Genomic DNA, 25,415 nt, shown 5'->3' on the forward strand with positions numbered 1-25,415 from the left:
TCACTATAAAGAGGCTTGTTATGAGGACGGAATAAGTCCAGGAGGAAACATGTTTAAAGCGCTTACCGCTATTATCACCTTAGCCGCCTCCGCCAGCGTCATGGCGCAAGGCGATGTCACGTTGAACAGTCTGGCCCACGATGCCGCCACCCGGGCGTCGTTTAACCAGATGGTCAAAGGCCATCAGCTGCCCGCCTGGGTAACCACCGGCGGCACCGGTTCACCGGCGCAGACGGTGAAACTGGGTAGCGAATCCTGGCAGGTGTTAAGCGCCTGCAAACCCCACGACTGCGGCCATGAACGTATCGCGGTGATCTGGTCGGAGAAAAGCCAACAGATGTCCGGCGTTTACTCGGTGGTCGATGAAAAAACCGACCAGGAGAAGCTGACCTGGCTTAACGTCAGCGATGCCCTGTCCATCGATGGCAAAACCGTGCTGTTTGCCGCCCTCAGCGGTAGCCTCGACAACCATCCGGACGCCTTTAACTACCCGTAACCGCCCGTCGCCCCCGTCAGCCTTTTCCCGACGGGGGCTTCCCTGATTAGCCATCCGGGAACATCACGCTGTTCCCCGGCGCTTCCCGATGCAGATGGATAAAGTTCAGGTGCCGTTCGTACTGGTCGAGAATATCGGTGATCACCTGCTCTTTGCTGTAGTCCATCAGGTCGTTACCCTGACTGCCCTCCAGCAGGAAGGTCTCCAGCCGGTAATAGGTGGATTTCCCGCTGCGCGCCCGATAGGTAAAGCCCGGCACCGAGTACTGCTGCGGCCAGATCTTGTAGATAAAGTTCTGCTCGTCGCCCATGTGCACCAGCAGATCGAGGTGGCCCAGGTTCTCGCCCTCTTCCGGCGGCAGGCTCTTCAGTTCCACTGCGGCGCCGCGCAGCCGCAGCTCCTGGGCTACCTCTTCCATCGCCGGGTAGCACACCGTCTCCATCATCTGTTTGGTATAGCGCGTGCCCGGGTAATTCATCAGCCGCGACAGGCGCTTCTTCCAGCTCAGACGATCCTGGAGGCCCATCGGACGCGGGGCGGTGTCGCGACTGGCGCTGACCCGGCGGTAATCTTCCACTTTCAGGGATTTATACAGTCCGGCCATCACGAAGAAAATCACAAAGCTGAACGGCAGACCCATGATCACCGTGGTGTTCTGCAGCGCCGAGATGCCGTTGGTCATCAGCATCCCGAGGGTCAACAGACCGATGGCCACCGACCAGAAGATGCGCAGCCAGTTCGGGGCGTCGCTGTTGATGTCCTTCAGCTTCGAGGTGAAGTTCCCCAGCACCAGCGCGCCGGAGTCGGCGGAGGTGACGTAGAACAGCAGACCGGTAATGGTCGCCACCGACGCGCTAAAGGTAAACGCCGGGTACTGCGCCAGCAGGCTGTAGAATCCGCGTTCCGGGTGGACCATCGCCTCCTCGGCAAAGGCCGCGTCGCCGTGAATAATCTCATACAGCGCGCTGTTGCCGAACACCGATAGCCACAGCAGGGTAAAGGTGAACGGAATAATCAGGGTGCCCATCACAAACTGGCGGATGGTGCGTCCGCGCGAAATGCGCGCCAGGAACAGGCCCACAAACGGCGACCAGGCCACCCACCACGCCCAGAAAAAGAGCGTCCAGTTATTCATCCATTCCACCGGCCGGTCGAAGGCGAAGCTGTTCAGCGTCATGCCCATAAAGCGGTTGACGTAGTCGCCGACGTTCAACACTAACGCATTGAGCAGGAAGGAGGTATCGCCCATGAACAGCACGAACAGGATCAACCCCAGCGCGAGGGCGACGTTCAGCTCGGAGAGCACGCGGATGCCCTTGTCCACCCCGGAGGTGACCGAGATGGTGGCGATGATCACCGACAGCGCAATCAGCGCCGCTTTTGCCGCCAGCGAGTCCGGAATATCGAACAGCACGCTCAGACCGTAGTTGAGCTGCACGACGCCGATACCGAGGGTGGTGGCGATGCCGAAAATGGTGCCGATCACCGCCGCAATATCGACGCTGTGGCCGATGGGCCCATTGATCCGTTTGCCAAAAATCGGGTACAGCGCCGAGCGGATGGTGAGCGGCAAATTATAACGATAGCTAAAGTATCCCAGCGCCATGCCCATCAGGGCATACATTGACCAACCGGTTAAGCCATAGTGAAACAGCGTCCAGACCATCGCCTGGCGCGCCGCCTCGATGGTCTGCCCCGCCCCTTCCGGCGGCTGCATATATTGCGTCACCGGCTCGGCGACCGAGAAGAACATCAGGTCGATACCGATCCCGGCGGCGAACAGCATCGCCGCCCAGCTCAGCAGGCTGAACTCGGGCTTTGACTGCTCCGGCCCGAGCTTCACCGAGCCGAAGCGCGAGCAGGCAATGCAGACGACGAAGACGATATACAGCGTCGCCGCCAGCAGATAGTACCAGCCGAAGGTTTTCGACACCCAGTCGAGGGTGCGCCCAATCCACTCGGCAGAAAAATCGCGAAAAAAGATCGTCATCAGGGAAAACAACAAAATCAGTCCGGCCGAAGTATAAAAAACCACCGGATTGATTTTGTCCTTTTCTCTGTTTTGCGAAAGATCTGTCATCCAGTATCCCCACTGTTTTCGTAACTATTAAAATTCAATAACGTAACAATTAAGACACATTTTATATTGAACGTCCAATCAAAAACCGCTTTAATAGTTAACCAACGCTGATGAATGGAGTGGCAAAAATGCCCAAACTGGGGATGCAGCCAATCCGGCGCAGGCAACTGATCGACGCCACGCTGGACGCAATAAATGAAGTCGGAATGCACGACGCGACCATCGCGCAGATCGCCCGACGGGCGGGCGTATCGACGGGGATCATCAGTCACTATTTCAAAGATAAAAATGGTCTGCTGGAGGCGACCATGCGCGACATCACCAGCCAGCTGCGCGACGCGGTGCTCAACCGTCTGCACGCCCTGCCGGACGGCAGCGCCAGCCAGCGCCTGCAGGCGATTGTCGGCGGCAACTTTGATGAGACGCAGATCAGCAGCGCGGCGATGAAGGCCTGGCTGGCCTTCTGGGCCAGCAGCATGCACCAGCCGATGCTTTATCGGTTACAGCAGGTCAGCAGCCGTCGGCTGCTGTCGAACCTGGTGTACGAATTCCGCCGCGAGCTGCCGCGCGAGCAGGCGCAGGAGGCCGGCTACGGGCTGGCGGCGCTGATAGACGGCCTGTGGCTGCGGGCGGCGCTCAGCGGCAAACCGCTGGATAAGACGCTGGCGCAGTCGCTGACCAGCCACTTTATTCGTCAGCATTTACCGAACCCATAACCGAGGAGGCGTTATGTCCCGAATGGCAGAACAGCAGCTTTATATTAATGGTGGTTATACATCGGCCACCAGCGGTCGCACCTTCGAGACCATCAACCCTGCCACTGGCGAGGTGCTGGCGACCGTTCAGGCTGCCGGACGCGAGGATGTCGACCGCGCCGTTGAAAGCGCGCAGCGTGGGCAAAAAATCTGGGCGGCGATGACCGCCATGGAACGCTCGCGCATCCTGCGTCGCGCCGTCGACCTTCTGCGCCAGCGCAACGATGAGCTGGCGCGGCTGGAGACGCTGGATACCGGTAAACCCCTCAGCGAAACCGCCGCCGTCGATATCGTCACCGGCGCCGACGTGCTGGAGTATTACGCTGGCTTGATCCCGGCGCTGGAAGGCAGCCAGATCCCGCTGCGCGACAGTTCCTTCGTCTATACCCGTCGCGAACCGCTGGGGGTGGTAGCCGGGATCGGCGCGTGGAACTACCCGATCCAGATCGCCCTGTGGAAATCGGCGCCGGCGCTGGCCGCTGGCAATGCGATGATTTTCAAACCGAGCGAAGTCACCCCGCTGACCGCCCTCAAGCTGGCGGAAATTTACAGCGAAGCGGGCCTGCCGGACGGGGTGTTTAACGTCCTGCCGGGGATCGGCGCGGAAACCGGCCAGTATCTGACCGAACATCCGGGCATCGCCAAAATCTCCTTCACCGGCGGCGTCGCCAGCGGCAAAAAAGTGATGGCCAACTCCGCGGCATCGTCGCTGAAAGAGGTCACCATGGAGCTGGGCGGTAAATCGCCGCTGATTATCGCAGACGATGCCGACCTCGACCTCGCCGCCGATATCGCCATGATGGCCAACTTCTACAGCTCCGGTCAGGTGTGCACCAACGGCACCCGGGTGTTTGTCCCGGCGAAACAGAAGGCGGAATTCGAGCACAAGATCCTCGAACGCGTGGGCCGCATCCGCCCCGGCGATCTGTTTGCCGATGACACCAACTTCGGCCCGCTGGTCAGCTTCCCCCATCGCGACAACGTTCTGCGCTATATCGAGAGCGGCAAACGCGAAGGCGCGCGCCTGCTGTGCGGCGGCGAGGCGCTGAAAGGCGACGGTTTCGATAACGGCGCGTGGGTCGCCCCGACGGTGTTTACCGACTGTAGCGACGAGATGACTATCGTGCGCGAAGAGATCTTCGGCCCGGTGATGTCGATCCTCAGCTATGCCGACGAAGCGGAGGTCATTCGCCGCGCCAACGCCACCGAATACGGCCTCGCCGCCGGCGTGGTGACGCCCAACCTCAACCGTGCCCACCGTCTTATCCACCAGCTGGAAGCCGGCATCTGCTGGATCAACAGCTGGGGTGAATCCCCGGCGGAGATGCCGGTTGGCGGCTATAAGCACTCCGGCATTGGCCGCGAGAATGGCGTCATGACGCTGCAGAGTTACACCCAGGTGAAGTCCATCCAGGTTGAGATGGGTAAATTCCAGTCCATATTTTAACCGGGAGGTTTTTTTGCAATTTGACTACATCATTATTGGCGCCGGCTCCGCCGGCAACGTTCTGGCAACACGACTGACTGAAGATCCAAACACCTCCGTCCTGCTGCTGGAAGCCGGCGGCCCGGACTACCGGTTCGACTTCCGCACCCAGATGCCCGCCGCGCTGGCTTACCCGCTGCAGGGCAAACGCTACAACTGGGCCTACGAAACCGAACCTGAGCCGTACATGAACCATCGCCGCATGGAGTGCGGACGCGGCAAAGGACTCGGCGGCTCGTCGCTGATCAACGGCATGTGCTACATCCGCGGCAACGCGATGGATCTGGACAACTGGGCCAAAGAGCCGGGTCTGGAGCACTGGAGCTATCTCAACTGCCTGCCCTACTACCGGAAAGCGGAAACCCGCGATATCGGGCCTAACGACTATCACGGCGGCGATGGCCCGGTGAGCGTGACGACGCCGAAGCCGGGTAATAATCCCCTCTTCGAGGCGATGGTCACCGCCGGGGTGCAGGCGGGTTATCCGCGTACCGACGATCTCAACGGCTACCAGCAGGAAGGCTTTGGCCCGATGGACCGCACCGTGACGCCGCAGGGCCGTCGCGCCAGCACCGCCCGCGGCTATCTCGACCAGGCGCGCGGTCGCCCGAACCTGACCATCCGCACCCATGCGCTGACCGATCACATTATTTTTGCCGGCAAGCGCGCGGTGGGCGTCGAGTGGCTGGAGGGAGAAAGCACGATCCCGTCAAAAGCGACGGCCAACAAAGAGGTGCTGCTGTGCGCCGGGGCGATTGCCTCGCCGCAGATCCTGCAGCGCTCCGGCGTGGGTAACCCGGAGCTGCTCAGGCAGTTCGATATCCCGGTGGTGCACGATCTCCCCGGCGTGGGTGAGAACCTGCAGGACCATCTGGAGATGTATCTGCAATATGAATGCAAAGAGCCGGTGTCGCTCTACCCGGCGCTACAGTGGTGGAACCAGCCGAAGATCGGCGCCGAGTGGCTGTTCGGCGGCACCGGCATCGGCGCCAGCAACCAGTTCGAAGCGGGCGGTTTTATCCGCAGCCGCGCAGAGTTCGCCTGGCCGAACATTCAGTACCACTTCCTGCCGGTGGCGATTAACTACAATGGCTCCAACGCGGTGAAAGAGCACGGCTTCCAGTGCCACGTCGGTTCAATGCGTTCGCCCAGCCGCGGCCACGTGCGCCTGAAGTCGCGCGACCCGCACGCCCATCCGGCGATCCTGTTTAACTATATGTCCCATGAGCAGGACTGGCAGGAGTTCCGCGACGCCATCCGCATTACCCGCGAAATCATGAACCAGCCGGCGCTGGATAAGTATCGCGGCCGCGAAATCAGTCCGGGAACAGAATGCCAGAGCGATGCCGAGCTGGATGAGTTTGTGCGCAACCACGCCGAGACCGCGTTCCACCCGTGCGGGACCTGTAAGATGGGTTACGACGAGATGGCGGTGGTCGATGGCGAGGGCCGCGTCCACGGTCTGGAAGGCGTGCGGGTGGTCGATGCCTCGATTATGCCGCAGATCATCACCGGCAACCTCAACGCCACCACCATTATGATCGGCGAGAAGATGGCCGACGCCATTCGCGGCCGCCAGCCGCTGCCGCGCAGCACCGCGGCGTATTATGTCGCAGGCGACGCGCCGGTTCGCCGCTAATCGTCTATGCCGCACTTGTCCTTTCCCGTGCGGAAAGGACACTCCTCACCTTTCCAGCATCCCTTAGCGCTCAAGGCACGGCTGAATAATGCTATCAACAGCAGCATTCACCTGTTTTGCACCGGATATCAGGGTGATACTTATCGTCCTCGCCCCAGCCACCTGGTACATATCGATCTGGGCGACTCGTGTGCCGTACTGCGAAATATCAAAGAAGTTTGGCGCATTCTGCTCAGGGAAGATGCGCTCAACCTCATAGCCTTGCGGCTTCAGGGCGCTGCGTATGCAGTCATAGCGCCACTGCAGCCCCGGCCGATCGGATACTGAATAGGACTGATAGACGGTTTTGTCGCCGAAGGGGTGAATGACTCCGCAGGCCACCAGCAGAACGGCAATGGCCATCACGCCGTAAATTCTCATTATATTTCCATAACATAAAGACGCACCCGACATGAGCGCTGACGCTTTCTGCAGCAAAAGGTACGCTGTCCAAACTATAAATTCAACTTTTTGTTGATAATTAAACATTATGCGTATAATTTAATCCTGTCAGCGTATCTCCCATGGTAAAATGGCGCTCCGGGATCGCTTCCTGATCACGATGCAAGCAAAGGATCATCCATGACATCAGAGTACACACAGCAGGTTGCACAGATTGCCGGGCCGCTTGAAGCAGCCATGGACGCTATGGCGGGGACATTATCAGCGAATCAGGAGGTGGTGTTGCATAATCTCACTACCCCTGAACATTCCATTATCAAAATCATTAACGGACATGTTAGCGGTAGGGGTAATGGCGATCATTTGTTAGCCGGTCCGGAAAAAGATACCGGTTTTGCGCTGCTGCTGCAGAAGACGAATAACAACAAGCCGAGAACCATAAGCGATTATAAAACCGTCACCGCTTCGGGGAAAACGCTCAATAGCGCATCGACAATTTATTACAGCGAAGAGGGATATCCGCTTATCGCCTTCTGTATTAATGTCGACCCCTCGCCTTATGAGCAAATACGCAAAAGCCTTGACGCGCTGCTGCCATCGCCGTCAGAGGCCGCTGAGGCGGTCGATCTTAATTTGGGTGGGCTGATCGATCAGTCAATTCAGGAAATCATTGATAAATATTCAGTGCCGGGTAAAAAAATACAAAAAGCGCAGCGTTTAAAAATTGTCGCTGAAATGCATACGAAAGGTATTTTCAAGATGCGCGGGGGCGTGCAGCAGGCGGCTCAGGCCCTGGGGGTAACACGATATACGGTTTATAATGACCTTGAGGTGATGAATGAAAAATAATTCACAGCAGCGCATTCGCTTTTATCAGGTCGATGCTTTTTCGAAAGGCCCCTTTACCGGCAATCCCGCCGCGGTTTGTTTGCTGGAGACGTGGCCTGAAGATAGCGTGCTGCAGCACATTGCGACGGAAAACAACCTGTCGGAAACGGCCTTTGTTGTCAGGCAGCCTGACGGTTTCGGGTTACGCTGGTTTACCCCGGCCGTCGAGGTGGATCTCTGCGGTCATGCCACGCTGGCTGCGGCCAGCGTGCTGCTCAATCAACAAGCGCGCGAGCGGGTGCGTTTTTTCACTCGCAGCGGCGCGCTGGACGTCACGCTGCATGACGGAAAATATACCCTGGATTTTCCGCTGGTTGTTCCGTCCCCCATCGCCGCGCCGCAAGGGTTGTTCAAGGCCCTGGGGCTGGCTGAAGACGCAGGTGAAACCTGGCAAGCCTCCGATATTATTGTCGTCATTGATGATGAAGCGCTGCTGGACGCGCTTAAACCCGACTTTAACGCCTTGAATGCCTTCAACACTCGTGGCGTGGTGGTCACGGCCGCATCCCGGACCTTCGATTTTCGTTCTCGCTGGTTCGGTCCGCAGGTGGGAGTCAACGAAGATCCGGTCACCGGTTCGGCACATACTTTTCTGGCGCCGCTGTGGAGTGAAAAACTGGCGAAAAAAACCCTTCATGCCCAGCAAGGTGGCAACCGTAAGGGAGAACTCTTCTGCCACATAAAAGATAACGGACGTGTTGAACTATCAGGCGAAGCCTGTCTGGTTATTGAAGGTACCTTTATTCTGTAAATCGACGAACCTATAGCATCATATTAACTTAGCGGCGAACGCCTGTTCTCATCATATTAAATACGTCTGTTTAATATTTTGGTGAGGATCATGCAATAACGTCATCCGGGGTTTGCCGTTTCCAGCCCCGGAGCATTGATAATATCAGGTATTTTTATCCGTTACAGGCGAAAAAAATAATAAGCGTGCTGCCTGCGCAACAGAGTCTGCGGCAGGCATAGCCAGCTTCAGCCATAAAATGAGATTTTTAATGTTGTGTTAGCCAAAATGCCTGAACGGGTCTTTTAATGGTTATCACTGGAATCGTTACTTTAACTCTGGGTATTAAATAACAACTAGCAAGTCGTTCATCCCGACAATATTGCCGAGAACTCACCTCTGCCGGTGTCGGAATCGGGAGCACTGACAGGGCTAACAGAGAGAATATCATGTTAACAAAACCAGATGATGAATCTAAGAAAAAGGCCACGCCCCTTGAACGTCGTATTGTGGTTATTACGTTAGTCGCCATGTTAATACTTTATTCGGTGTTAATTATGACCCACTTTCGATAACTGGTTAGTCTGTCATATTCTGCGGCCCACCGTGGCTTTCTTACAACAGGTAGCACAATGAAAAAGTTCGTTGCAGTATTCGGTTTGGCATTATTAACGTTCACCGTTGCGGGGTGTTCCAGCAATTATGTATTAGAGAAAAAAAATGGTGAGATGATTATCACCCACGGTAAACCGGAGGTCGATAACGATAATGGGTTAATCACCTATGAGGACATCGCGGGAAATGAACATGCTATTAACCGGGATCAAATTATTCAGATGAACGAGAAATAGCCTTTTTATGGGCAGAGCTGGCGTAATGCACTCTGCCCATTCACCATACAGGCCTAACGAAATGCCTCAAGGCGTTTGATCTGCTGCCCGTCGGCAGTAAAGTTCTCCGCCGCCAGCCATGCCCGCAGCGCCGCATCGCGCGCAGGCCACTCGCCGTCGATGATAGACAGCATATCGCTGTCGCGCGTCCGCCCTTTACGCACCAGCCTCTGCCGCAGACGTCCTTCCCAGCTAAAGCCCAGCCGCTCGGCGGCCCGGCGCGAGGCGACATTCATCGAATCGCATTTCCACTCCAGCCGACGATAGCCGTGGTCAAAGCCGTTCTTCAGCAACAGCCAGACCGCTTCGGTACCCAGCGGGGTGTTTTTCATCCGTCGCGACCAAGTGACATGGCCGATCTCAACCGTGCCCATTTCCCGCTCGATCGCCATATAGCTGACGATGCCCACCGCATGCTCGCTACGCAGGTCAACCACCGCATACGGCACCAGAGCATCATCATTCACCTTGCCCGCGATCCAGTGGGCGGTCGCCGCCACGCTCTCCGGTCGCGTAGACGCCAGCCACGTCCAGTCGCTGTTGTCGCCGAGCGCATAGGCGGCAAACAGATCCGCCGCATGACGGTCAACGTCCAGCGGCTCCAGTCGACAAAAACGGCCATTTAACGCCGTCCGCCGCAGGACTTGCGCCCCCTGCCAGCCAGGAACAAGGTCGTTCACCTGCTGGCCAAACTCATTGATTTCCGGCACACCCACCTCCTTGCAATAGACGATTTGTTATAGCAAGAAGCCAGAAGCGGAGAAAGACGCTTCTGCGCGGCCGGCAATAACCTGTCGTTCTTGAATATGCGTTTTTAGCATAAGGATATCCTTATTTTGACTTTACGCCTTTTGGCAAGCGGCCTAACGTAGCGAGGCATAAAAAATTAAAACAACCATTTTTCAGGGATTGCACATGACCAAAAAACTGTTGCCTTTACTGGTACTGACGGCGCTCACCGCCGCCGCGCATGCCGCTACACCGCCCAACACGCTGGTGGTCGCCCAAGGTCTCGACGATATCGTCAGCCTCGACCCGGCGGAAGCGAACGAACTCTCCAGCATTCAGACGGTCCCCAGCCTCTATCAGCGTCTGGTGCAGCCGGACCGCAACAACCCTGAAAAAATCGTACCGATCCTCGCCGAAAGCTGGCAGGCCGATCCGGCGGCGAAAACCCTGACCATCAAACTGAAGCCGGATGCCAAATTCGCCTCCGGTAATCCGCTGCGCCCGGAAGATGTTATTTTCTCTTACACCCGTGCGGTGACGCTGAATAAATCGCCGGCGTTTATTCTCAACGTGCTCGGCTGGCAGCCGGACAACATCGCCAGCCAGCTGAAAAAGATTGATGACCATACCCTGACGCTGCACTGGACCGCCGACGTCAGCCCGGCGGTGGCGCTGAATATTCTCTCCACCCCTATCGCCTCCATCGTTGATGAAAAACAGGTAGCGCCGAACGCGAAAAATAATGACTTCGGCAACGACTGGCTGAAGATGCACTCAGCGGGCAGCGGGGCCTATAAAATGCGCGTCTACCAGCCGCATCAGGCCATCGTGCTGGAAGCCAACGCCAGCTCCCCCACCGGCGCGCCGAAGATCAAGAGCATCATTATTAAAAACGTCCCCGACCCGGCTTCCCGCCGCCTGCTGATCCAGCAGGGGGATGCCGACGTGGCCCGCGATCTCGGCGCTGACCAGATTGCCGCCCTGCAGGATAAACCCGGCGTGAAGGTGCTGAGCATCCCGTCCGCCGAGCAGAACTATCTGGTGTTTAATACCGCCAACAGCGCCAACCCGCTGCTGAATAATCCGGCCTTCTGGGAGGCGGCGCGCTGGCTGGTCGATTATGAGGGCATCACCAAAAACCTGCTGAAAGGCCAGTACTTTATTCACCAAAGCTTCCTGCCGGCCGGCCTGCCGGGGGCGCTGGAAACCAATCCGTTCACCTTCGACCCGCAAAAAGCTAAGGCTATCCTCGATAAAGCGGGCATTAAGGATGCCCACTTCACCCTCGACGTGGAGAACAAACCGCCGTTTATCACCATCGCCCAGTCGCTGCAGGCCAGCTTTGCCCAGGGCGGGGTGAAAGTGGATCTGCTGCCGGCCGCCGGCAGCCAGGTTTATGCCCGGGTACGCGCGAAGCAGCATCAGGCGGCGATCCGCCTGTGGATCCCGGACTACTTTGATGCGCATTCCAACGCCAGCGCCTTTGCCTGGAACGATGGTAAGTCCAGCACCGTGGCCGGGCTCAACGGCTGGCAGATCCCTGAGCTGAATAAAGCCACCCTCGCCGCGGTGGCGGAGCCGGACCCGGCGAAACGCCTCGATCTGTACAAAACGATGCAGGAATCCCTGCTGCAGCATTCGCCATACGTCTTTATTGACCAGGGGAAAACCCAGATCGTGGTACGCGATAACGTGAAGGGCTATCAGCAGGGGCTGAACGCCGATATGGTCTGGTACGATAACGTCACCAAGTAAGCGGGTTTTGGTCACCGGGTCCGGCGGCCTCGCCTGCCCGGATGACCGTTTCGCCACCCGGGCCCGGCGGGCGTCGCGCCGCCGGGAATCATGCTGATATACCAGGAATTTCCATTTTCCATGCCATCGTTTTCCACTCACCTTACCCGCCTGCTGCAGGGGCTGTTGACGCTGCTGCTCACGCTGTTCGGGCTGCTGCTGGTCACCTTCTCGCTCTCCGCGCTGTCGCCCGTCGACCGCGTACTGCAGATCGTCGGCGACCATGCCAGCCAGTCGACCTATGACCAGGTTCGCCATCAGCTGGGTCTCGACCAGCCGCTGCCGGTGCAGTTCTGGCACTACCTGGTCAACCTGGCCCATGGCGATCTCGGTATCGCCAGCGCCACCGGCCAGCCGGTGCTCCACGATCTGCTGGCGGTCTTCCCGGCGACCCTTGAGCTGGCGACCCTGGCGCTGATCGTCGGCGCGGTACTGGGCATCGTCGCCGGGGTGCTGTGCGCGCGTTACGCCGGTTCGCCGTGGGATCTTGCGGTGCGCACCTTTACCCTGTTGGGCAACTCGGTGCCCATTTTCTGGCTCGGCCTGCTGATGCTGGCCCTGTTTTACGCCCGGCTGCAGTGGGCGCCGGGCCCGGGTCGACTCGACGATATTTATCAGTATACCGTCGAGCCGCGCAGCGGTTTTGCGCTGATCGACACCTGGCTCTCCGGCGATACCGCCGCATTTAAAAATGCCATCGGCCATCTGGCGCTGCCGGTGCTGGTGCTGGCCTATTACTCGCTGGCGAGCATCACCCGCCTGACCCGCTCCGCCTGCCTGAGCGAGATGAACAAAGAGTACATTCTGCTGGCGCGGGCCAAAGGGGCCGGAGAGATGACGATTTTGCTGCGCCACGTCCTGCCCAATATCCGCGGCACTCTGCTGACGGTGACCGCCCTCGCCTGGACCTCCATGCTCGAAGGGGCGGTGCTCACCGAAACCGTCTTCTCGTGGCCGGGGATCGGCCGCTATCTCACCACCGCGCTGTTCGCCGGAGATACCACGGCGATCATGGGCGGCACGCTGCTGATTGGCGTGAGTTTTGTGCTGATCAATAACCTGACCGACCTGCTGGTGCGGTTAACCGATCCGAGGGTGCGCTGATGCCGACTTATCTGTTTTTACGCCGTCTGCGCCGCTCACCCGCCGCCTTCAGTGGCCTGACCCTGGTGATCCTGCTGGTGCTGACGGCGCTGTTCGCCCCGTGGCTGGCGCCCCACGATCCCAACTGGCAGGATGCCGCCGCCCGCCTGCAGGGACCGGGGGCAGGGCACTGGCTCGGCACCGACAGCTACGGCCGCGACCTGCTGTCGCGCCTGCTCTACGGCGCCCGCCCGGCGCTGGGTCTGGTGGCGCTGGTGACCGCCATTACCCTGCCCGTCGGGCTGCTGGTAGGTATCCTCTCCGGCTACTATGGCGGGTGGCTGGAGCGGATACTGATGCGCTTTACCGACGTGGTGATGTCGATGCCGCGCCTGATCCTCGCCTTCGCGTTCGTGGCGATGCTCGGCCCGGGGCTGGTCAACGGCGCGCTGGCGTTAGCCCTGACCACCTGGCCGGCCTATGCCCGTCAGGCGCGCAGCGAAATTCAGCGCCTGCGCCATAGCGATTACCTCGCCGCGGCGGAGATGCTGGGCATTCGCGGCTGGCGGCTGCTGATCGGCCATATTCTGCCGCTGTGTCTGCCGTCGGCGATTGTCCGGCTGGCGCTCGATCTGGCGGGCATTATCCTCGCCGCCGCCGGGCTCGGCTTTCTCGGCCTGGGCGCCCGCCCGCCGATGGCGGAGTGGGGAGCGATGATTGCCGACGGGATGCAGGTGATTTTCGACCAGTGGTGGATCGCTGCCATCCCCGGCGCGGCGATCCTGCTCGCCAGCCTGGCGTTTAACCTGCTGGGCGATGGCCTGCGCGATATTCTGGAGCCGCAACATGACTGACATCCGACTGACCGTCCAGCGACTCGCCGTCGACTACCCCACCGCCCGGGTGGTGGACAACGTCAGCTTCACCCTCGGCAACGAGCGGCTGGCGCTGGTGGGCGAATCCGGCTCCGGCAAATCGATGACCGCCCGGGCGCTGATGGGCCTGGTGCGCAAGCCCGGGGTGGTGAGCGCCGAACGGCTGGAGGTGCTGGGGCGCGATGTGCTAACCCTCAGCGCCCGCGGCTGGCGCGCGCTGCGCGGCAACGATATCGCTATGGTGCTGCAGGATCCGCGCTATGCGCTGAATCCGGTGCAGTCCATTCAGACGCAGCTGGAAGAGGCGTTAACCCTGCATCAGCGTCTCAGCCGCCGTGGGCGCGCCGAGGCGGTTAAAGACGCCATCGCCGCCGTCGGTCTGGATCTGCCGGTCCTCAGCCGCTATCCCGGGGAGCTCTCCGGCGGGATGGGCCAGCGGGTGATGATCGCCCTCGCGCTGCTTAATAACCCGAAGGTGCTGATAGCCGACGAGCCAACTTCGGCCCTCGACGCCCGCCTGCGCAACCAGATCCTCGAGCTGCTGGTGGAGCAGTGCGCGCAGCGGCAGATGGCCATGCTACTGATCAGCCACGATCTGCCGCTGGTGGCCGCGCATTGCGATCGCGTGCTGGTGATGTACCAGGGGAGACAGGTCGATGAGATGCCGGCGTCGGCGCTGCCGAGCGCGACGCACCCTTATACGCGCACCCTGTGGACCTGCCGGCCGAATGCGCACACCTACGGCCAGATGCTGCCGACCCTCGACAGAACCCAGGACTTTACGGAGACGGCCCATGGCGATCGTTAATCTTCAGGATTTGCAGGTAACATTCGGCGCGAAGACGGCGGTCTCTGCCGCCAGTTTCTGTGTCGACGCCGGGGAAACCTTCAGTCTGATCGGCGCCTCCGGCTGCGGTAAATCGACGATTTTGCGCGTGCTCGCCGGATTACAGCGCGAATGGCGCGGCAGCGTGGAACTGCTGGGCCAGGGCATCGCGCCGGGCGCCCGCTTTCAGGGCGCGCTGCGGCGCAACGTGCAGATGGTGTTTCAGGATCCGTACGCCTCGCTGCATCCCAACCATACTCTGTGGCGCACCCTGGCGGAGCCGCTGCAGATCCACGGCATCCGCGACGTTGCCCCCCGAGTGACCACCGCCCTTGAGCAGGTGGGTCTGGCCGCCGACGCCGTCCGCCGCTATCCACACCAGCTCTCCGGCGGGCAACGGCAGCGCGTAGCCATTGCCCGCGCCCTGCTGCTGCGCCCGCAGATCCTGCTGCTGGATGAGCCGACCTCGGCGCTGGATATGTCAGTGCAGGCGGAAATTCTCAATCTGCTTAACCGCCTGAAACAGGAGCACGGCATGACCTATCTGCTGGTGAGCCACGATGCCGACGTCATCGCCCATATGTCCGATCGGGCGGCGTTTATGGCGGAGGGTGTGATCCAGCGCTTTTTCGATCGCGAAGCGCTGGTCAACGGAGAACACCGGATGAGGTGAGGTCAGCGGATGCGCCGCTGTTTTGTCGGGTGGCGCTTCGCTTACCCGACCTGGGGTCCGTGCGACCTGTCGTTAATTTACCCACTTGCGGCGACTGAAACTGCCGGTTTCCCCCCTCTCCCTGTGTATGAAGAGCCGGAGTGAGGCTCGGTTTTCCCCCTCTCCCTGTGGGAGAGGGCCGGGGTGAGGGCAACAGAGCGCACCCTATCCCCGCTGCCGGCGCCTTAGCCCGATGCGCCGTTGTTTTGTCGGGTGGCGCTCCGCTTACCCGACCTGGGATTCGTGCGACCTGTCGTTAATTTATTCACCATTGTTGCTGAAACTGCCGGTGCTGGCGGCCTCAACATCGCTGAGACGTTCCCGGAAGGCCGGGGGTACAGGGGGCGGCGGCGACTGGCCGCCCCCTGTGCGCTCCCTGCGCCATGAGTGACATAACGCAGACGATTAACCGGGAGCGCAAACTACGCTGAAGCCACCGATAACATAAACAACCACACTACAGTGCTTCCCCTCACCCTGGCCCTCTCCCGGAGGGAGAGGGCACCGTCCGGCTGGCGTTTAGGCCCGGCAAGCGTACTGCCAGGTAACGTTATCCGATGCCACTCCCCTACTTCGCCAGGCTGGCAAAGCGAGCAAAGACCGCATCAAAAATCGCCAGCCCTTGCGCCACCTGCTCAGCAGTAATGGTGCACGGCGGCACCACGTGAATGCGGTTCTCCACCACAAAGGCCAACAGCCCGGCCTCGGTTAAGGCCCCTTTGATCGCGGCCATGTCGGCGGCAGTCAGCGGCGTTTTTTGTTCACGGCTGCTCACCAGCTCCAGCGCCTGGAACAGGCCGCGACCACGCACCTCGCCGATAATGGCGTGCTTCTCCGCCAGCGCCTCGAGACCGGGGCGCAGCACCTCGTTGCCGATATAGGCCGCGTTCTCAACCACCTTCTCCTCTTTCATCGCGTCGATGGTGGCGACAATCGCCGCCATCGCCAGCGGATGGCCGGAGTAGGTCAGCCCGCCGGCAAAAAAGTGGTCGTCAAAATAGCGGGCAATCGGCTCGCTAATCAGCACCCCGCCCGCCGGCACGTAGCCCGCGTTAACCCCTTTGGCAAAGGTCACCAGATCCGGCACCACGCCATCCTGTTCGAAGGCGAACCAGCTGCCGGTACGGCCAAAGCCGGCCATCACCTCATCGAGGATCAGCACGATGCCAAACTCGTCGGCCAGGGCGCGCACACCCTGCATATAGCCTGCCGGCGGCACGAGGATCCCGGCGGTGCCGGGGATGGACTCCAGCAGGATCGCCGCGATGGCGGTCGGCCCCTCGCATTCGATGATCCGCCGCAGATGCGCCAGCGCGCGCTGGCACTCCTCTTCTTCAGTCGCGGCGTTGAACTCGCTGCGGTAAAGGTAGGGGTTGAAGAAGTGAACATGGCCGCGGGAGAACTCATTCGGCACCCGGCGCCAGTCGCCGGTGGCGGCGATCGCGCTGCCGGTGTTGCCATGATAGGAACGATAGGCCGACAGCACCTTGTCGCGCCCGGTATAGAGCCGCGCCATGCGAATCGCGTTCTCATTGGCATCCGCCCCGGCGTTGGTGAAGAACACCTTGCTGAAGCCCGCCGGCGCCAGGTCGACGATGCGCTTCGCCGCTTCGCCGCGGGCAAGGTTGGCGGTGGCGGGCGCGATGGTGACCAGGGTCTCCAGCTGCGCCTTCATGGCCGCCAGTACCCGGGGGTGCTGATAGCCAATGTTGACGTTCACCAGCTGGCTGCTGAAATCGAGCCAGGTATTCCCCTCGTAATCCCATAGCTCGCAGCCTTGCGCCCCGGCAATCACCAGCGGATGGAGATTGCCCTGCATCGACCATGAATGAAACACATAAGCGCGATCCAGCTGCCGAACTTCATCATTGCTTACCGCGACCTCGTTCTGTAGTGCCAGCTTCATACCCTGCCCTCTCTCATGTCGTTGTGGTTGGCTTCATCATTGGCCGCGGCAACGCAAAACGGATAGAGCCAGTGCGCGAAAAACGATGTGACACGGTGTCACATCCGCGTCCGCCGTCTGGCCCTGTGCCTTGCCGTCCGGCGTTTTTATAGTGGAGGGACAACCGCACAGGAGAATGACATGGCAACGAGCAACGTAGTGTTTATCACCGGGGCGACCTCGGGTTTTGGCGAAGCGGCAGCACAGGTGTTTGCCGACGCGGGCTGGTCGCTGGTGCTGAGCGGGCGCCGCTATCCGCGACTGAAGGCCTTGCAGGACAGACTCGCCGCCCAGGTGCCGGTGCATATTATTGAGCTTGACGTTCGTGACAGCGAGGCGGTGGCTGCCGCCGTGGCGTCGCTCCCCGCCCCCTTCGCCGATGTCACCACCCTGATCAACAACGCCGGGCTGGCGCTGTCGCCACTGCCGGCGCAGGAGGTGGCGCTGGAGGACTGGAAAACGATGATCGACACCAACGTCACCGGTCTGGTGACGATGACCCACGCCCTGCTGCCGACGCTGATACGCCATGGCGCCGGGGCGAGTATTATCAATATCGGCTCGATCGCCGGGCAGTGGCCCTATCCCGGCAGCCATGTGTATGGCGCCAGCAAGGCGTTTGTGAAGCAGTTCAGCTATAACCTGCGCTGCGATCTGCTTGGCACCGGCGTGCGGGTCACCGATCTGGCGCCGGGGATTGCCGAGACCGAATTTACCCTGGTGCGTACCAAAGGCGACCAGGCGGCATCGGATAAGCTCTATCGCGGCACCACGCCGCTGAGCGCGCGCGATATCGCCGAGCAGATGTTTTATATCGCCACGTTGCCGGCGCATATGAACATTAACCGGGTGGAGGTGATGCCGGTGCGCCAGGCGTGGCAGCCGTTCGCCATCGATCGGGATTAAGCGAAACCCGACGCATCCCTTGCCGGCGCTGCCGGCAGGGGATGCAAGCCGGACTAACGGCTGCTTTGCAGAAACTGCCTGACGCGTTCAGAGTCAGGCTGAGTGAAGAACTTCTCCGGCGGCGCCTTCTCAATCAGCAGCCCCTTCTCCAGAAACACCACCTCGTTGGACACCTGGCGGGCAAAATCCATCTCGTGCGTCACCACCACCATGGTGTAACCCTCGGCGGCGAGGGCTTTCATTACCCCCAACACCTCATTAACCAGCTCCGGATCCAGCGCCGACGTCGGTTCATCGAAGAGAATAACTTCGGGCGACATCGCCAGCGAACGGGCGATCGCCACCCGCTGCTTCTGCCCGCCGGAGAGGGTGATCGGGTAAACATCGGCTTTGTGCGCCATGCCCACTTTCTCCAGTTGCTGCATGGCAATGGCCTTCGCCTCGTCTCGTTTCATGCCCTTAACGTGCAACAGCGCCTCGCTGACGTTTTGCTGAACGGTCAGATGCGGCCACAGGTTAAAACTCTGAAAGACCATCCCCACCCGCTCGCGAATTTTGGCCAGCTGGCGGTGCGACATCGCCCGGCCGCGCTGTTCATCAATCCCCAGTCGCTGACCGCCGATATGAATTTCACCGCGGTCCGGCTGTTCCAGCCAGTTCATACAGCGCAGCAGTGTGGATTTTCCCGACCCGGACGAGCCGAGAATACTCACCACGGTCCCCTTCTCCACCGTCAGGTTAATATCCCGCAGGACTTCCACATTATCGAACTGTTTGGAGACGTTTTTGACGCTTACGGCAATAGACTCAGGCATGGCTCATTCCTCTTTTGGCTCCCCAGGCGGTCAGGCGCTTAATCAGCAGCTCCAGCAGAATGCTGATCGCCCAGTAAAGCCCAATGGCGACGATAAAGGCGTTAAACGGAATAAAATAGGTCGCCTGGACGCTGTTGGCGGCGGCGGTGATCTCCTGAACGGTAATAATGCTCAGGAAAGCGGTGTCCTTCAGGCAAATAATCAGCTGATTGCCGATCAGCGGTAAGGCGGAAGAGATGATATTGGGTAAAATAATCCGCCGAAAAATGGCATAGCGCGAAAAGCCCTGAGCAATCGCCGCCTCAATATATCCGCCGGAAAATACCCGCCGCTGGCTGCGCAATATTTCAAAAAAATAGGCGCCATGATAAATAATTAGGGCCAGTAAACCGGCGGTCCACGGCTCCATGCTAATACCGAGCTGCGGCAGCCCGTAATACAGAAGATAAGCGAGGATCAAAAAAGGGATCGCACGCATCAGGCTGACGAAACCAATAATAATCCGGTTAATCACTTTCTTTTGATATTCGCTAAAATAACACAGCGCAATACCGATAATCAGCGCCGCCAGGGCGGCGGTAATAAACAGTTCGAGGGTCGCGAATAACCCGGCAATAAAGCTATCGCGAACCGACCAGATAACGCCCCACTGATTCATAATGCCTCCCGTTCCTAGCGCGCCAGACGCCTGGCTTTACGTTCCGCGATACCCTGCAGCTTCAACAAACAGCCGATGATCACCACATACAGCAGGCCGGCGGCGAGGATCGGCGACAGCGGCTCGTAGGTGACCGAGGAGATACGGTTGGTGACCCGGGTGAGATCCACCACGCCAATCACGGCGATGGCCGGGCTACCTTTGATCAAAAAGGACATCTCATTGACCAGCGCCGGCAGGCTCTCGATCCACATCTGCGGCAGCATGATGTAGCGGAAGTAGGTCCAGCGGCGCATTCCCACCGACTCCGCCGCCTCCCGCTGTTCGCGCGGAAAGGTGCGGAAGGCGTTGCGCCAGATCTCAGCGTTAAACGCCGACGTGTTTAGCGTCAGCGCCACGATGGCGGCCACGTTCTTGTCGAGGTTAATGCCCATCGTCGGCAGGGAAAGGAACAGAAACAGCACCAGCGTCACCAGCGGCGTTGCGCGGGCCAGACTGATATAGACCACCAGCAGTTGGTCGATCACCGGCAGGCGCAGCATCCGTACCAGGGCGATCAGCAGGCCCGCCACCACCCCGAAGGCGATAGCGATGGCCGAAATCCAGAGGGTCGTCCATGCGCCTTCGATTAATAACTGCCAGGAAATTGCATCCATGAGGCCCTCCTTCTCAGCAACAGGCGGCGGTCGCCCGCCGCGGAATATTACAGTCCGGCGAGTTTGTGAAACTGTTCCGGGCTGGTGATCGCCTCGGTCGGCAGGTTGTCATAGGTTTCGCCAAACCATTTTTTCTGCAGCTCGGCGAGCTTGCCGGTCTCCTTCATGTGGTTCATAAACTTGGTCATATAGGCCAGCAGCTGCGGCGAGTTTTTCGGGATCGGCCACGCCATATACCCCGGTCCGGAGACAGCCAGCCCTTTGGCGAAGACCTTCGGTTTGGCTTTCGCCAGGTCGTTTACCGAGATCACCACGTTAATCACGTAATCCAGTCGCTTATTCGCCAGGTCGGCGTAAGCTTCCGGATAGGAGGGATACTCCACCACCGGTCCCAGCTTGCCGCCGGTCTTCTCCAGCATCGCCTTCAGCTCCGGCAAACGCGCCAGCAGCGCGCTCCCGGCCTGTAACCCCACTTTTTTGCCGCTGAGATCGGCAATGGTATTTAACGAAGTATCGCCAGCGCGTTTGACGAAATAGTGCTGCGCGGAGGCCCACGGTGGGGTGAAATCAAAAACCTTCAGCCGCTCATCGGTAATAACCGCCCCGGTTAAGGCCATATCGTATTGCCCGGTGGAGACGGCCGCTAATAATCCGGTCCACGGTAATATGCTCTGGTCGACATGGAATTTGGCATATTTACGTAATTCCTCAAGCATATCTTTGTTAAAGCCATCGGCCTGGCCATTATTCATAAAGTTAAACGGCGCATAATCATCTTCCGTCGCCACTTTCAAGGTGCCGGATTTTTCTATTTCCGGAAGATCGGCCGCGACGGCGTGATAAGAAAAAGCGACCGTTAATACAGCGCTCAGACACATTGATGCCAATGATTTTTTCATTATTTCACCCCTGATGGATTGGCCAGACGGGTTCATTCCAGAACGCGAAAAGGTTTCTGCAAAATAGTGGCCGGGGACGTTCCGGTCCACGGCGGCTGAATACGTTTTTAATGTGGGAGCGTTTTTCGATTCCGTATAGAGCCAGATGGGCCGCATCGCTGTGTCAGATGGCGGCAGGGTGGTATGGAATTTGCTGAGTGTAACGGGTGGTCGCAATGCGTTATTGCCAGAGGAGCCCCGTATGATCCGTCACCTGTTACACGTTGATTTTCAGCCTGGCCGCGGTTTGCAGGAACAGGTGCGAGAGACGCTGGTGAATGCCATTCTCAGCGGGATCTTCGCCGCCGACACCCCGCTGCCCTCCTGTCGCCAGTTGGCCAGCCAGCTTCGCGTCTCGCGCAACACCACCGCGCTGGTGTTTGAAAGTCTGGTCAACGAGGGCTACCTGATTAGCCGCCCACGAAGCGGTTACTACCTGCATCCCGACTATCATGAAGCTTCGCCTGCCGCCGTCGAGAGTGCACCGCAGCGCGAAGCCGCTGCACCACGCTGGGGCGACCGGCTGCAGATGACCCCCAGCCAGCAGGAGTCGATCCTCAAACCGGCGGGCTGGATGCACTACCGCTACCCGTTTATCTACGGCCAGCCCGATACCCGGCAGTTCCCGCTGGCCACCTGGCGCTCGGCGGCGAACTGGCTGCACGGCGGGGTGCGCGACCCGGCGTGGGTCATCGACCATATTGACCAGGATGTGCCGATGCTGATCGAGCAGATCCGCACCCGGGTGCTGCCCAAGCGCGGCATTGTCGCCGCGCCGGATGAAATTCTCATCACCCTTGGCTCGCAAAATGCGCTCTACCTGCTGACCCGACTGCTGCTCTCTTCCACCACCCGCATTGGCGTCGAAAACCCCTGCTTTCGCGAAGCCATCAACACCTTTCTGCTCGCCGACGCCGAGGTGGTGCCGCACCCGGTGGATGAAGAGGGGATCGTGCTTAATGAGCGTCCCTGCGATTACTACTATGTCACCCCCGGCCATCAGGTGCCCACCGGGGTGACCATGAGCAGTGCGCGGCGTCGCCAGCTGCTGGAGCATGCCGCCCGCCATGACGCGGTCATTATTGAAGATGATTATGACTCGGAGAGTAACTTTACCCTCAACCCGCTGCCGGCGCTGAAGGCCAGCGATCGCAGCGGCCGGGTGGTGTATGTCAGCAGCCTGTCAAAAGCGCTGTCACCGGGGCTGCGGTTGGGGTTTATGGTCGCCGACCCGGACCTGATCGACGAGGCGCGCGCCCTGCGCCGGCTGGTCTATCGCCATCCGCCGACCAACATTCAGTACCAGATGGCCCACTTCCTTGCCCAGGGCCATTATGAAACCCATCTGCGGCGCTACCACTACGACTCCGCCCAGCGCTGGGAGCGCCTGCACGCCGCCCTGCAGCGCTATCTGCCGTCGTGTCGCGCGCTGGCGGGGAGCGAACATGCTAACGCCTTCTGGCTGCAGACCCCGGCGCAGATCAACACCCAGCAGCTCACCTGGCGCGCCGCCCACGCCGGCGTGCTGATTGAGCCCGGGGCGCGCCATTTTCTCAGCGCCGCGCCGCCGGATAACTACTTTCGCATGGGATTCCACGCCATTAACCCTGACGCCATCGCCCAGGGGGTGGAGGTCCTGCGCGGCCAGCTGGAGCAGATGGGTTAGCGGTATTGTTCATACTCAACGGCGTCGCGCACGCTGAGCAGCGCCTGGCGCAGACTGTCGAAAGGCACCGATCCGAGCGCAATGCGCAGCGCCTGCGGGATCGTGGCGGAGACGCAGAACGGCTCGGCGGTCGACACCGAAATACGGCGTTCCATCAGCGCATTCGCCAGTCGATCGGCCCGGCTCTCTTCACCCAGAGGCAGCCAGACAAAGTACGAATCGGGATGACTGACGACGGGAAGCCCACAAAGCACCTCGCGGGCCACCTGCTGCCGCTGTCGCGCATCCTGTCGTTTCTGCATTTCAAAGCGGGCCACCGTGCCATCTTCAATCCAGGCGCAGATCAGCGAACTTATCAGCGTCGGCGTATTCCACGTCGTGGCGCGGATGGCGCGCTCAATCTCCGGGCGATAGCGCGGCGGAGAGATCACCACCCCCACGCGCAGTCCGGTGGCGATATTTTTTGAAAAACCGGTGACATACACCGTTCTTTCCGGCGCATAGCTGATCACCGGCGGCGGCGGACGGCTCACCAGCCGGGCGTAGGCGGCATCTTCAATAATCAGCAGATCGTGTTGGCGCGCAAGATCGGCCAGCGCCTGCCGCTGCCCGGTGTTGAGCACCCAGCCCAGCGGATTGTGCAGCGTCGGCATGGTATACACCGCCCGCACCCGCCGCTGCTGGCACAGCGTATGAAGCGCCTGCAGGTCCGGCCCCTCCGGTCGACAGGGGATCGCCGCCAGCTCCAGATGATACAGCGCCGCCAGAACCTTGAAGCCCGAATAGGTCAGCGCATCCACCGCCACCACATCCCCCGGACGTAACAGCCCCATGACGGTCACCGCCAGCCCGTGCTGTGCGCCGTTGACGATCAGGACATTTTCCGCGTCCGGGGCAAAGTGCTGGCAGGTCAAATGGCGGGCGATAATTTCCCGCTCGGCGAGCCGCCCGGCATGAGGCTGATAGCGCAGATGCGAGTCAATATCGCCCGCCATCGCCAGCTGCCTGAGCGCCTCGCGCAGCGCATCGCCCTGCTCCGGCAGCGAAGGGTAGTTGAAATTGAGATCCACGACATCGGCGGCCACCACCTGCTGATCGACCCCGTGCCCCGGCGGCAGCGAGAGGTCGCGCACGAAGGTGCCGCGGCCGGTTTCGCCGCTGACCAACCCCATCTCTTCCAGTTCACGGTAGACGCGCGTGGCGGTGGCCAGCGAGAGGCGTTCTCCGGCGGCAAGGGTACGGTGCGTCGGCAGACGGCTGCCTGCGGGCAGCTGCCCGCTGCGGATCGCCTGGGCATATCGGTCGACAACGGCTTTATATCGGGCTTTCATCGTGAAATGTATCTATGACAATAATTTGATTGTATTAGATTAGGCACATTACCATCGCCGCAGACGATGCTCAAGCGGGCACAGCACATCTGATAACGCGAGGTTAACGTGGTAGATTCAACAATGGATAAATCGGTGCCCGGTCCCTGGTCCGGATGGCTTCATGGTTTACTGGGGGTGATTATTTTTAGCGGGTCGCTGCCCGCGACGCGACTGGCGGTGCAGGATATGGATCCGTTCTTATTGACCTTTCTGCGCGCCTCCATCGCCGGGCTGCTTGCCGTCGCGCTGCTGGTCGGCTTTCGCCAGAAACGCCCGCGCCTGGCGCAGCTTGTGCCCTTGATCATCGTCTCATCAGGGGTGGTGATCGGCTTTCCTCTGCTCACGGCGCTGGCCCTGCAGCACATCACCTCGGCGCATTCGATTGTGTTTATTGGCCTGCTGCCGCTGATGACCGCCCTCTTCGGCGTACTGCGCGGCGGCGAACGCCCGCGGCGGGCTTTCTGGATCTTTTCGCTGCTGGGCAGCCTGCTGGTGGTGGGATTCGCCCTGACGCAAAGTGCGGCGGCCTCACTCAGCGGCGATCTGCTGATGCTGGCGGCGGTTATCGCCTGCGGCCTCGGCTATGCGGAAGGGGCAAAGCTGACGCGGGAGCTCGGCGGCTGGCAGGTGATCTGCTGGGCGCTGGTGATAGCCCTGCCGTTGATGCTCCCCGCCTCGCTGATGGTTCAGCCCGCGTCCTGGCATGCCATATCGGCCTCCTCCTGGGCGGCGCTCGGCTATGTGTCGCTCTTCAGCATGCTGATCGGTTTCATCTTCTGGTACAAAGGGCTGGCCGCGGGCGGGATCGCCGCCGTCGGCCAGCTCCAGCTATTGCAGCCGTTCTTCGGACTAGGCCTGTCGGCGGCGCTGTTGCACGAAACCGTCAGCCCCTTGATGCTGGCGGTCACGCTGGGCGTGGTGCTGTGCGTGGTGGGCTCGCGCAAATTTGGCCGCCAGCGGGTTGGCGCAGGGAGCGGGAGCCGTGATTGACCGCCCCGTCATCCGCCGTCCCGGGTCGCGGCGGTGTAACCGCC

24 protein-coding genes are annotated in these 25,415 nt (G+C 60.2%); 15 read left to right on the forward strand and 9 right to left on the reverse strand.

Features of this window, described 5'->3' with window-relative positions; all coding sequences use genetic code 11:
- Positions 1-49 precede the first annotated feature (49 nt).
- The gene (ivy, locus tag FHW76_RS07525) at positions 50-496 is read left to right on the forward strand and encodes an Ivy family C-type lysozyme inhibitor (RefSeq protein WP_008805565.1); all 447 of its coding nucleotides are present in this window, start codon (positions 50-52) and stop codon (positions 494-496) included.
- A gap of 46 nt (positions 497-542) precedes the next feature.
- Here the strand turns inward: ivy and betT are convergent, their stop codons facing one another.
- Positions 543-2,576: a choline BCCT transporter BetT gene (betT, locus tag FHW76_RS07530; protein ID WP_016160452.1), complete on the reverse strand. Its 2,034-nt coding sequence runs from the start codon at positions 2,574-2,576 to the stop codon at positions 543-545.
- A gap of 128 nt (positions 2,577-2,704) precedes the next feature.
- Here betT and betI point away from each other — a divergent pair, with 128 nt between their 5' ends.
- Genes betI through betA form a run of 3 tightly spaced genes read left to right on the forward strand, consistent with a single transcriptional unit; the run spans position 2,705 to position 6,456 of the window.
- Positions 2,705-3,292: a transcriptional regulator BetI gene (betI, locus tag FHW76_RS07535; protein ID WP_004151671.1), complete on the forward strand. Its 588-nt coding sequence runs from the start codon at positions 2,705-2,707 to the stop codon at positions 3,290-3,292.
- 13 nt (positions 3,293-3,305) lie between these two features.
- Positions 3,306-4,778: a betaine-aldehyde dehydrogenase gene (betB, locus tag FHW76_RS07540; protein ID WP_023297195.1), complete on the forward strand. Its 1,473-nt coding sequence runs from the start codon at positions 3,306-3,308 to the stop codon at positions 4,776-4,778.
- 13 nt (positions 4,779-4,791) lie between these two features.
- Complete coding sequence (gene betA, locus FHW76_RS07545; RefSeq protein ID WP_032753849.1) at positions 4,792-6,456, forward strand: choline dehydrogenase; 1,665 nt, start codon at positions 4,792-4,794, stop codon at positions 6,454-6,456.
- 63 nt (positions 6,457-6,519) lie between these two features.
- Here the strand turns inward: betA and FHW76_RS07550 are convergent, their stop codons facing one another.
- Positions 6,520-6,876, reverse strand: coding sequence for a hypothetical protein (locus FHW76_RS07550; protein WP_012542503.1), 357 nt, complete (start codon positions 6,874-6,876; stop codon positions 6,520-6,522).
- Between the two features lie 201 nt (positions 6,877-7,077).
- Between FHW76_RS07550 and FHW76_RS07555 the strand changes: the two genes are divergently transcribed.
- From FHW76_RS07555 to FHW76_RS07565, 3 genes are all read left to right on the forward strand, one after another.
- On the forward strand, positions 7,078-7,746 hold the full coding sequence (locus FHW76_RS07555; RefSeq protein ID WP_012542504.1) for a transcriptional regulator: 669 nt from the start codon (positions 7,078-7,080) through the stop codon (positions 7,744-7,746).
- Positions 7,736-8,536 (forward strand): PhzF family phenazine biosynthesis protein, encoded by an 801-nt coding sequence (locus FHW76_RS07560; protein ID WP_012542505.1) that lies wholly within the window; start codon positions 7,736-7,738, stop codon positions 8,534-8,536. Before FHW76_RS07555 ends, FHW76_RS07560 begins: the two co-directional genes overlap by 11 nt.
- A gap of 611 nt (positions 8,537-9,147) precedes the next feature.
- Entirely contained in the window at positions 9,148-9,366 is a 219-nt protein-coding gene (locus FHW76_RS07565; protein WP_183476514.1) for a YgdI/YgdR family lipoprotein, read from the forward strand.
- Positions 9,367-9,419: 53 nt separating this feature from the next.
- On the opposite strand, the gene FHW76_RS07570 is transcribed toward FHW76_RS07565, so the two are convergent.
- Positions 9,420-10,115 carry a GNAT family N-acetyltransferase gene (locus FHW76_RS07570; protein WP_064170481.1) on the reverse strand — a complete coding sequence of 232 codons (696 nt, stop codon included), beginning with the start codon at positions 10,113-10,115 and terminating at the stop codon, positions 9,420-9,422.
- A gap of 205 nt (positions 10,116-10,320) precedes the next feature.
- Here FHW76_RS07570 and FHW76_RS07575 point away from each other — a divergent pair, with 205 nt between their 5' ends.
- The 5 genes from FHW76_RS07575 (at position 10,321) to FHW76_RS07595 (ending at position 15,385) form a co-directional block, all read left to right on the forward strand.
- Positions 10,321-11,889: an ABC transporter substrate-binding protein gene (locus tag FHW76_RS07575; protein ID WP_008805560.1), complete on the forward strand. Its 1,569-nt coding sequence runs from the start codon at positions 10,321-10,323 to the stop codon at positions 11,887-11,889.
- A 120-nt stretch (positions 11,890-12,009) separates the two neighbouring features.
- Positions 12,010-13,032 (forward strand): ABC transporter permease, encoded by a 1,023-nt coding sequence (locus FHW76_RS07580; RefSeq protein WP_008805559.1) that lies wholly within the window; start codon positions 12,010-12,012, stop codon positions 13,030-13,032.
- Positions 13,032-13,865, forward strand: coding sequence for an ABC transporter permease (locus tag FHW76_RS07585; protein WP_023282269.1), 834 nt, complete (start codon positions 13,032-13,034; stop codon positions 13,863-13,865). Before FHW76_RS07580 ends, FHW76_RS07585 begins: the two co-directional genes overlap by 1 nt.
- Positions 13,858-14,694, forward strand: a complete 837-nt coding sequence (locus FHW76_RS07590; protein ID WP_064170482.1) for an ABC transporter ATP-binding protein — start codon at positions 13,858-13,860, stop codon at positions 14,692-14,694. Before FHW76_RS07585 ends, FHW76_RS07590 begins: the two co-directional genes overlap by 8 nt.
- The gene (locus tag FHW76_RS07595; protein WP_008805556.1) at positions 14,681-15,385 is read left to right on the forward strand and encodes an ABC transporter ATP-binding protein; all 705 of its coding nucleotides are present in this window, start codon (positions 14,681-14,683) and stop codon (positions 15,383-15,385) included. Before FHW76_RS07590 ends, FHW76_RS07595 begins: the two co-directional genes overlap by 14 nt.
- Before the next feature lie 607 nt (positions 15,386-15,992).
- Here the strand turns inward: FHW76_RS07595 and FHW76_RS07600 are convergent.
- Positions 15,993-17,330, reverse strand: coding sequence for an aspartate aminotransferase family protein (locus FHW76_RS07600; RefSeq protein WP_008805555.1), 1,338 nt, complete (start codon positions 17,328-17,330; stop codon positions 15,993-15,995).
- A 180-nt stretch (positions 17,331-17,510) separates the two neighbouring features.
- Between FHW76_RS07600 and FHW76_RS07605 the strand changes: the two genes are divergently transcribed.
- The gene (locus tag FHW76_RS07605; protein WP_008805554.1) at positions 17,511-18,275 is read left to right on the forward strand and encodes an SDR family NAD(P)-dependent oxidoreductase; all 765 of its coding nucleotides are present in this window, start codon (positions 17,511-17,513) and stop codon (positions 18,273-18,275) included.
- 53 nt (positions 18,276-18,328) lie between these two features.
- On the opposite strand, the gene FHW76_RS07610 is transcribed toward FHW76_RS07605, so the two are convergent.
- Genes FHW76_RS07610 through FHW76_RS07625 form a run of 4 tightly spaced genes read right to left on the reverse strand, consistent with a single transcriptional unit; the run spans position 18,329 to position 21,303 of the window.
- Positions 18,329-19,090 (reverse strand): amino acid ABC transporter ATP-binding protein, encoded by a 762-nt coding sequence (locus tag FHW76_RS07610; protein ID WP_008805553.1) that lies wholly within the window; start codon positions 19,088-19,090, stop codon positions 18,329-18,331.
- Positions 19,083-19,748 carry an amino acid ABC transporter permease gene (locus FHW76_RS07615; protein WP_012968744.1) on the reverse strand — a complete coding sequence of 222 codons (666 nt, stop codon included), beginning with the start codon at positions 19,746-19,748 and terminating at the stop codon, positions 19,083-19,085. Before FHW76_RS07615 ends, FHW76_RS07610 begins: the two co-directional genes overlap by 8 nt.
- Before the next feature lie 14 nt (positions 19,749-19,762).
- Complete coding sequence (locus tag FHW76_RS07620) at positions 19,763-20,404, reverse strand: amino acid ABC transporter permease (RefSeq protein WP_004142522.1); 642 nt, start codon at positions 20,402-20,404, stop codon at positions 19,763-19,765.
- A gap of 47 nt (positions 20,405-20,451) precedes the next feature.
- Positions 20,452-21,303 (reverse strand): transporter substrate-binding domain-containing protein, encoded by an 852-nt coding sequence (locus tag FHW76_RS07625; protein WP_002893184.1) that lies wholly within the window; start codon positions 21,301-21,303, stop codon positions 20,452-20,454.
- Between the two features lie 241 nt (positions 21,304-21,544).
- Here FHW76_RS07625 and FHW76_RS07630 point away from each other — a divergent pair, with 241 nt between their 5' ends.
- Positions 21,545-23,008 (forward strand): PLP-dependent aminotransferase family protein, encoded by a 1,464-nt coding sequence (locus FHW76_RS07630; protein ID WP_004176948.1) that lies wholly within the window; start codon positions 21,545-21,547, stop codon positions 23,006-23,008.
- Here FHW76_RS07630 and FHW76_RS07635 read toward each other — a convergent pair.
- Positions 23,005-24,339, reverse strand: coding sequence for a PLP-dependent aminotransferase family protein (locus tag FHW76_RS07635; protein ID WP_183476516.1), 1,335 nt, complete (start codon positions 24,337-24,339; stop codon positions 23,005-23,007). The two genes, FHW76_RS07630 and FHW76_RS07635, sit on opposite strands and share 4 nt — an antisense overlap.
- Before the next feature lie 123 nt (positions 24,340-24,462).
- On the opposite strand from FHW76_RS07635, the gene FHW76_RS07640 reads away from it, so the two are divergent.
- On the forward strand, positions 24,463-25,371 hold the full coding sequence (locus tag FHW76_RS07640) for a DMT family transporter (protein WP_042948433.1): 909 nt from the start codon (positions 24,463-24,465) through the stop codon (positions 25,369-25,371).
- Positions 25,372-25,415: the final 44 nt, after the last annotated feature.

The organism is Klebsiella sp. RC2, assembly GCF_014192815.1.
Classification (GTDB): Bacteria; Pseudomonadota; Gammaproteobacteria; order Enterobacterales; family Enterobacteriaceae; genus Klebsiella; species Klebsiella variicola.

What these genes read in the sequence shown, in the direction of transcription:
- FHW76_RS07620 (WP_004142522.1), bottom strand. Translation starts at nt 20,404, where the DNA reads ATGGATGCAATTTCCTGGCAGTTATTAATCGAAGGCGCATGGACGACC.
- FHW76_RS07580 (WP_008805559.1), top strand. Translation starts at nt 12,010, where the DNA reads ATGCCATCGTTTTCCACTCACCTTACCCGCCTGCTGCAGGGGCTGTTG.
- FHW76_RS07595 (WP_008805556.1), top strand. Translation starts at nt 14,681, where the DNA reads ATGGCGATCGTTAATCTTCAGGATTTGCAGGTAACATTCGGCGCGAAG.
- FHW76_RS07610 (WP_008805553.1), bottom strand. Translation starts at nt 19,090, where the DNA reads ATGCCTGAGTCTATTGCCGTAAGCGTCAAAAACGTCTCCAAACAGTTC.
- FHW76_RS07555 (WP_012542504.1), top strand. Translation starts at nt 7,078, where the DNA reads ATGACATCAGAGTACACACAGCAGGTTGCACAGATTGCCGGGCCGCTT.
- FHW76_RS07615 (WP_012968744.1), bottom strand. Translation starts at nt 19,748, where the DNA reads ATGAATCAGTGGGGCGTTATCTGGTCGGTTCGCGATAGCTTTATTGCC.
- FHW76_RS07630 (WP_004176948.1), top strand. Translation starts at nt 21,545, where the DNA reads ATGATCCGTCACCTGTTACACGTTGATTTTCAGCCTGGCCGCGGTTTG.
- FHW76_RS07565 (WP_183476514.1), top strand. Translation starts at nt 9,148, where the DNA reads ATGAAAAAGTTCGTTGCAGTATTCGGTTTGGCATTATTAACGTTCACC.
- FHW76_RS07625 (WP_002893184.1), bottom strand. Translation starts at nt 21,303, where the DNA reads ATGAAAAAATCATTGGCATCAATGTGTCTGAGCGCTGTATTAACGGTC.
- FHW76_RS07560 (WP_012542505.1), top strand. Translation starts at nt 7,736, where the DNA reads ATGAAAAATAATTCACAGCAGCGCATTCGCTTTTATCAGGTCGATGCT.
- betB (WP_023297195.1), top strand. Translation starts at nt 3,306, where the DNA reads ATGTCCCGAATGGCAGAACAGCAGCTTTATATTAATGGTGGTTATACA.
- FHW76_RS07575 (WP_008805560.1), top strand. Translation starts at nt 10,321, where the DNA reads ATGACCAAAAAACTGTTGCCTTTACTGGTACTGACGGCGCTCACCGCC.
- FHW76_RS07600 (WP_008805555.1), bottom strand. Translation starts at nt 17,330, where the DNA reads ATGAAGCTGGCACTACAGAACGAGGTCGCGGTAAGCAATGATGAAGTT.
- FHW76_RS07550 (WP_012542503.1), bottom strand. Translation starts at nt 6,876, where the DNA reads ATGAGAATTTACGGCGTGATGGCCATTGCCGTTCTGCTGGTGGCCTGC.
- FHW76_RS07640 (WP_042948433.1), top strand. Translation starts at nt 24,463, where the DNA reads ATGGATAAATCGGTGCCCGGTCCCTGGTCCGGATGGCTTCATGGTTTA.
- FHW76_RS07605 (WP_008805554.1), top strand. Translation starts at nt 17,511, where the DNA reads ATGGCAACGAGCAACGTAGTGTTTATCACCGGGGCGACCTCGGGTTTT.
- FHW76_RS07590 (WP_064170482.1), top strand. Translation starts at nt 13,858, where the DNA reads ATGACTGACATCCGACTGACCGTCCAGCGACTCGCCGTCGACTACCCC.
- FHW76_RS07585 (WP_023282269.1), top strand. Translation starts at nt 13,032, where the DNA reads ATGCCGACTTATCTGTTTTTACGCCGTCTGCGCCGCTCACCCGCCGCC.
- betT (WP_016160452.1), bottom strand. Translation starts at nt 2,576, where the DNA reads ATGACAGATCTTTCGCAAAACAGAGAAAAGGACAAAATCAATCCGGTG.
- ivy (WP_008805565.1), top strand. Translation starts at nt 50, where the DNA reads ATGTTTAAAGCGCTTACCGCTATTATCACCTTAGCCGCCTCCGCCAGC.
- FHW76_RS07635 (WP_183476516.1), bottom strand. Translation starts at nt 24,339, where the DNA reads ATGAAAGCCCGATATAAAGCCGTTGTCGACCGATATGCCCAGGCGATC.
- betI (WP_004151671.1), top strand. Translation starts at nt 2,705, where the DNA reads ATGCCCAAACTGGGGATGCAGCCAATCCGGCGCAGGCAACTGATCGAC.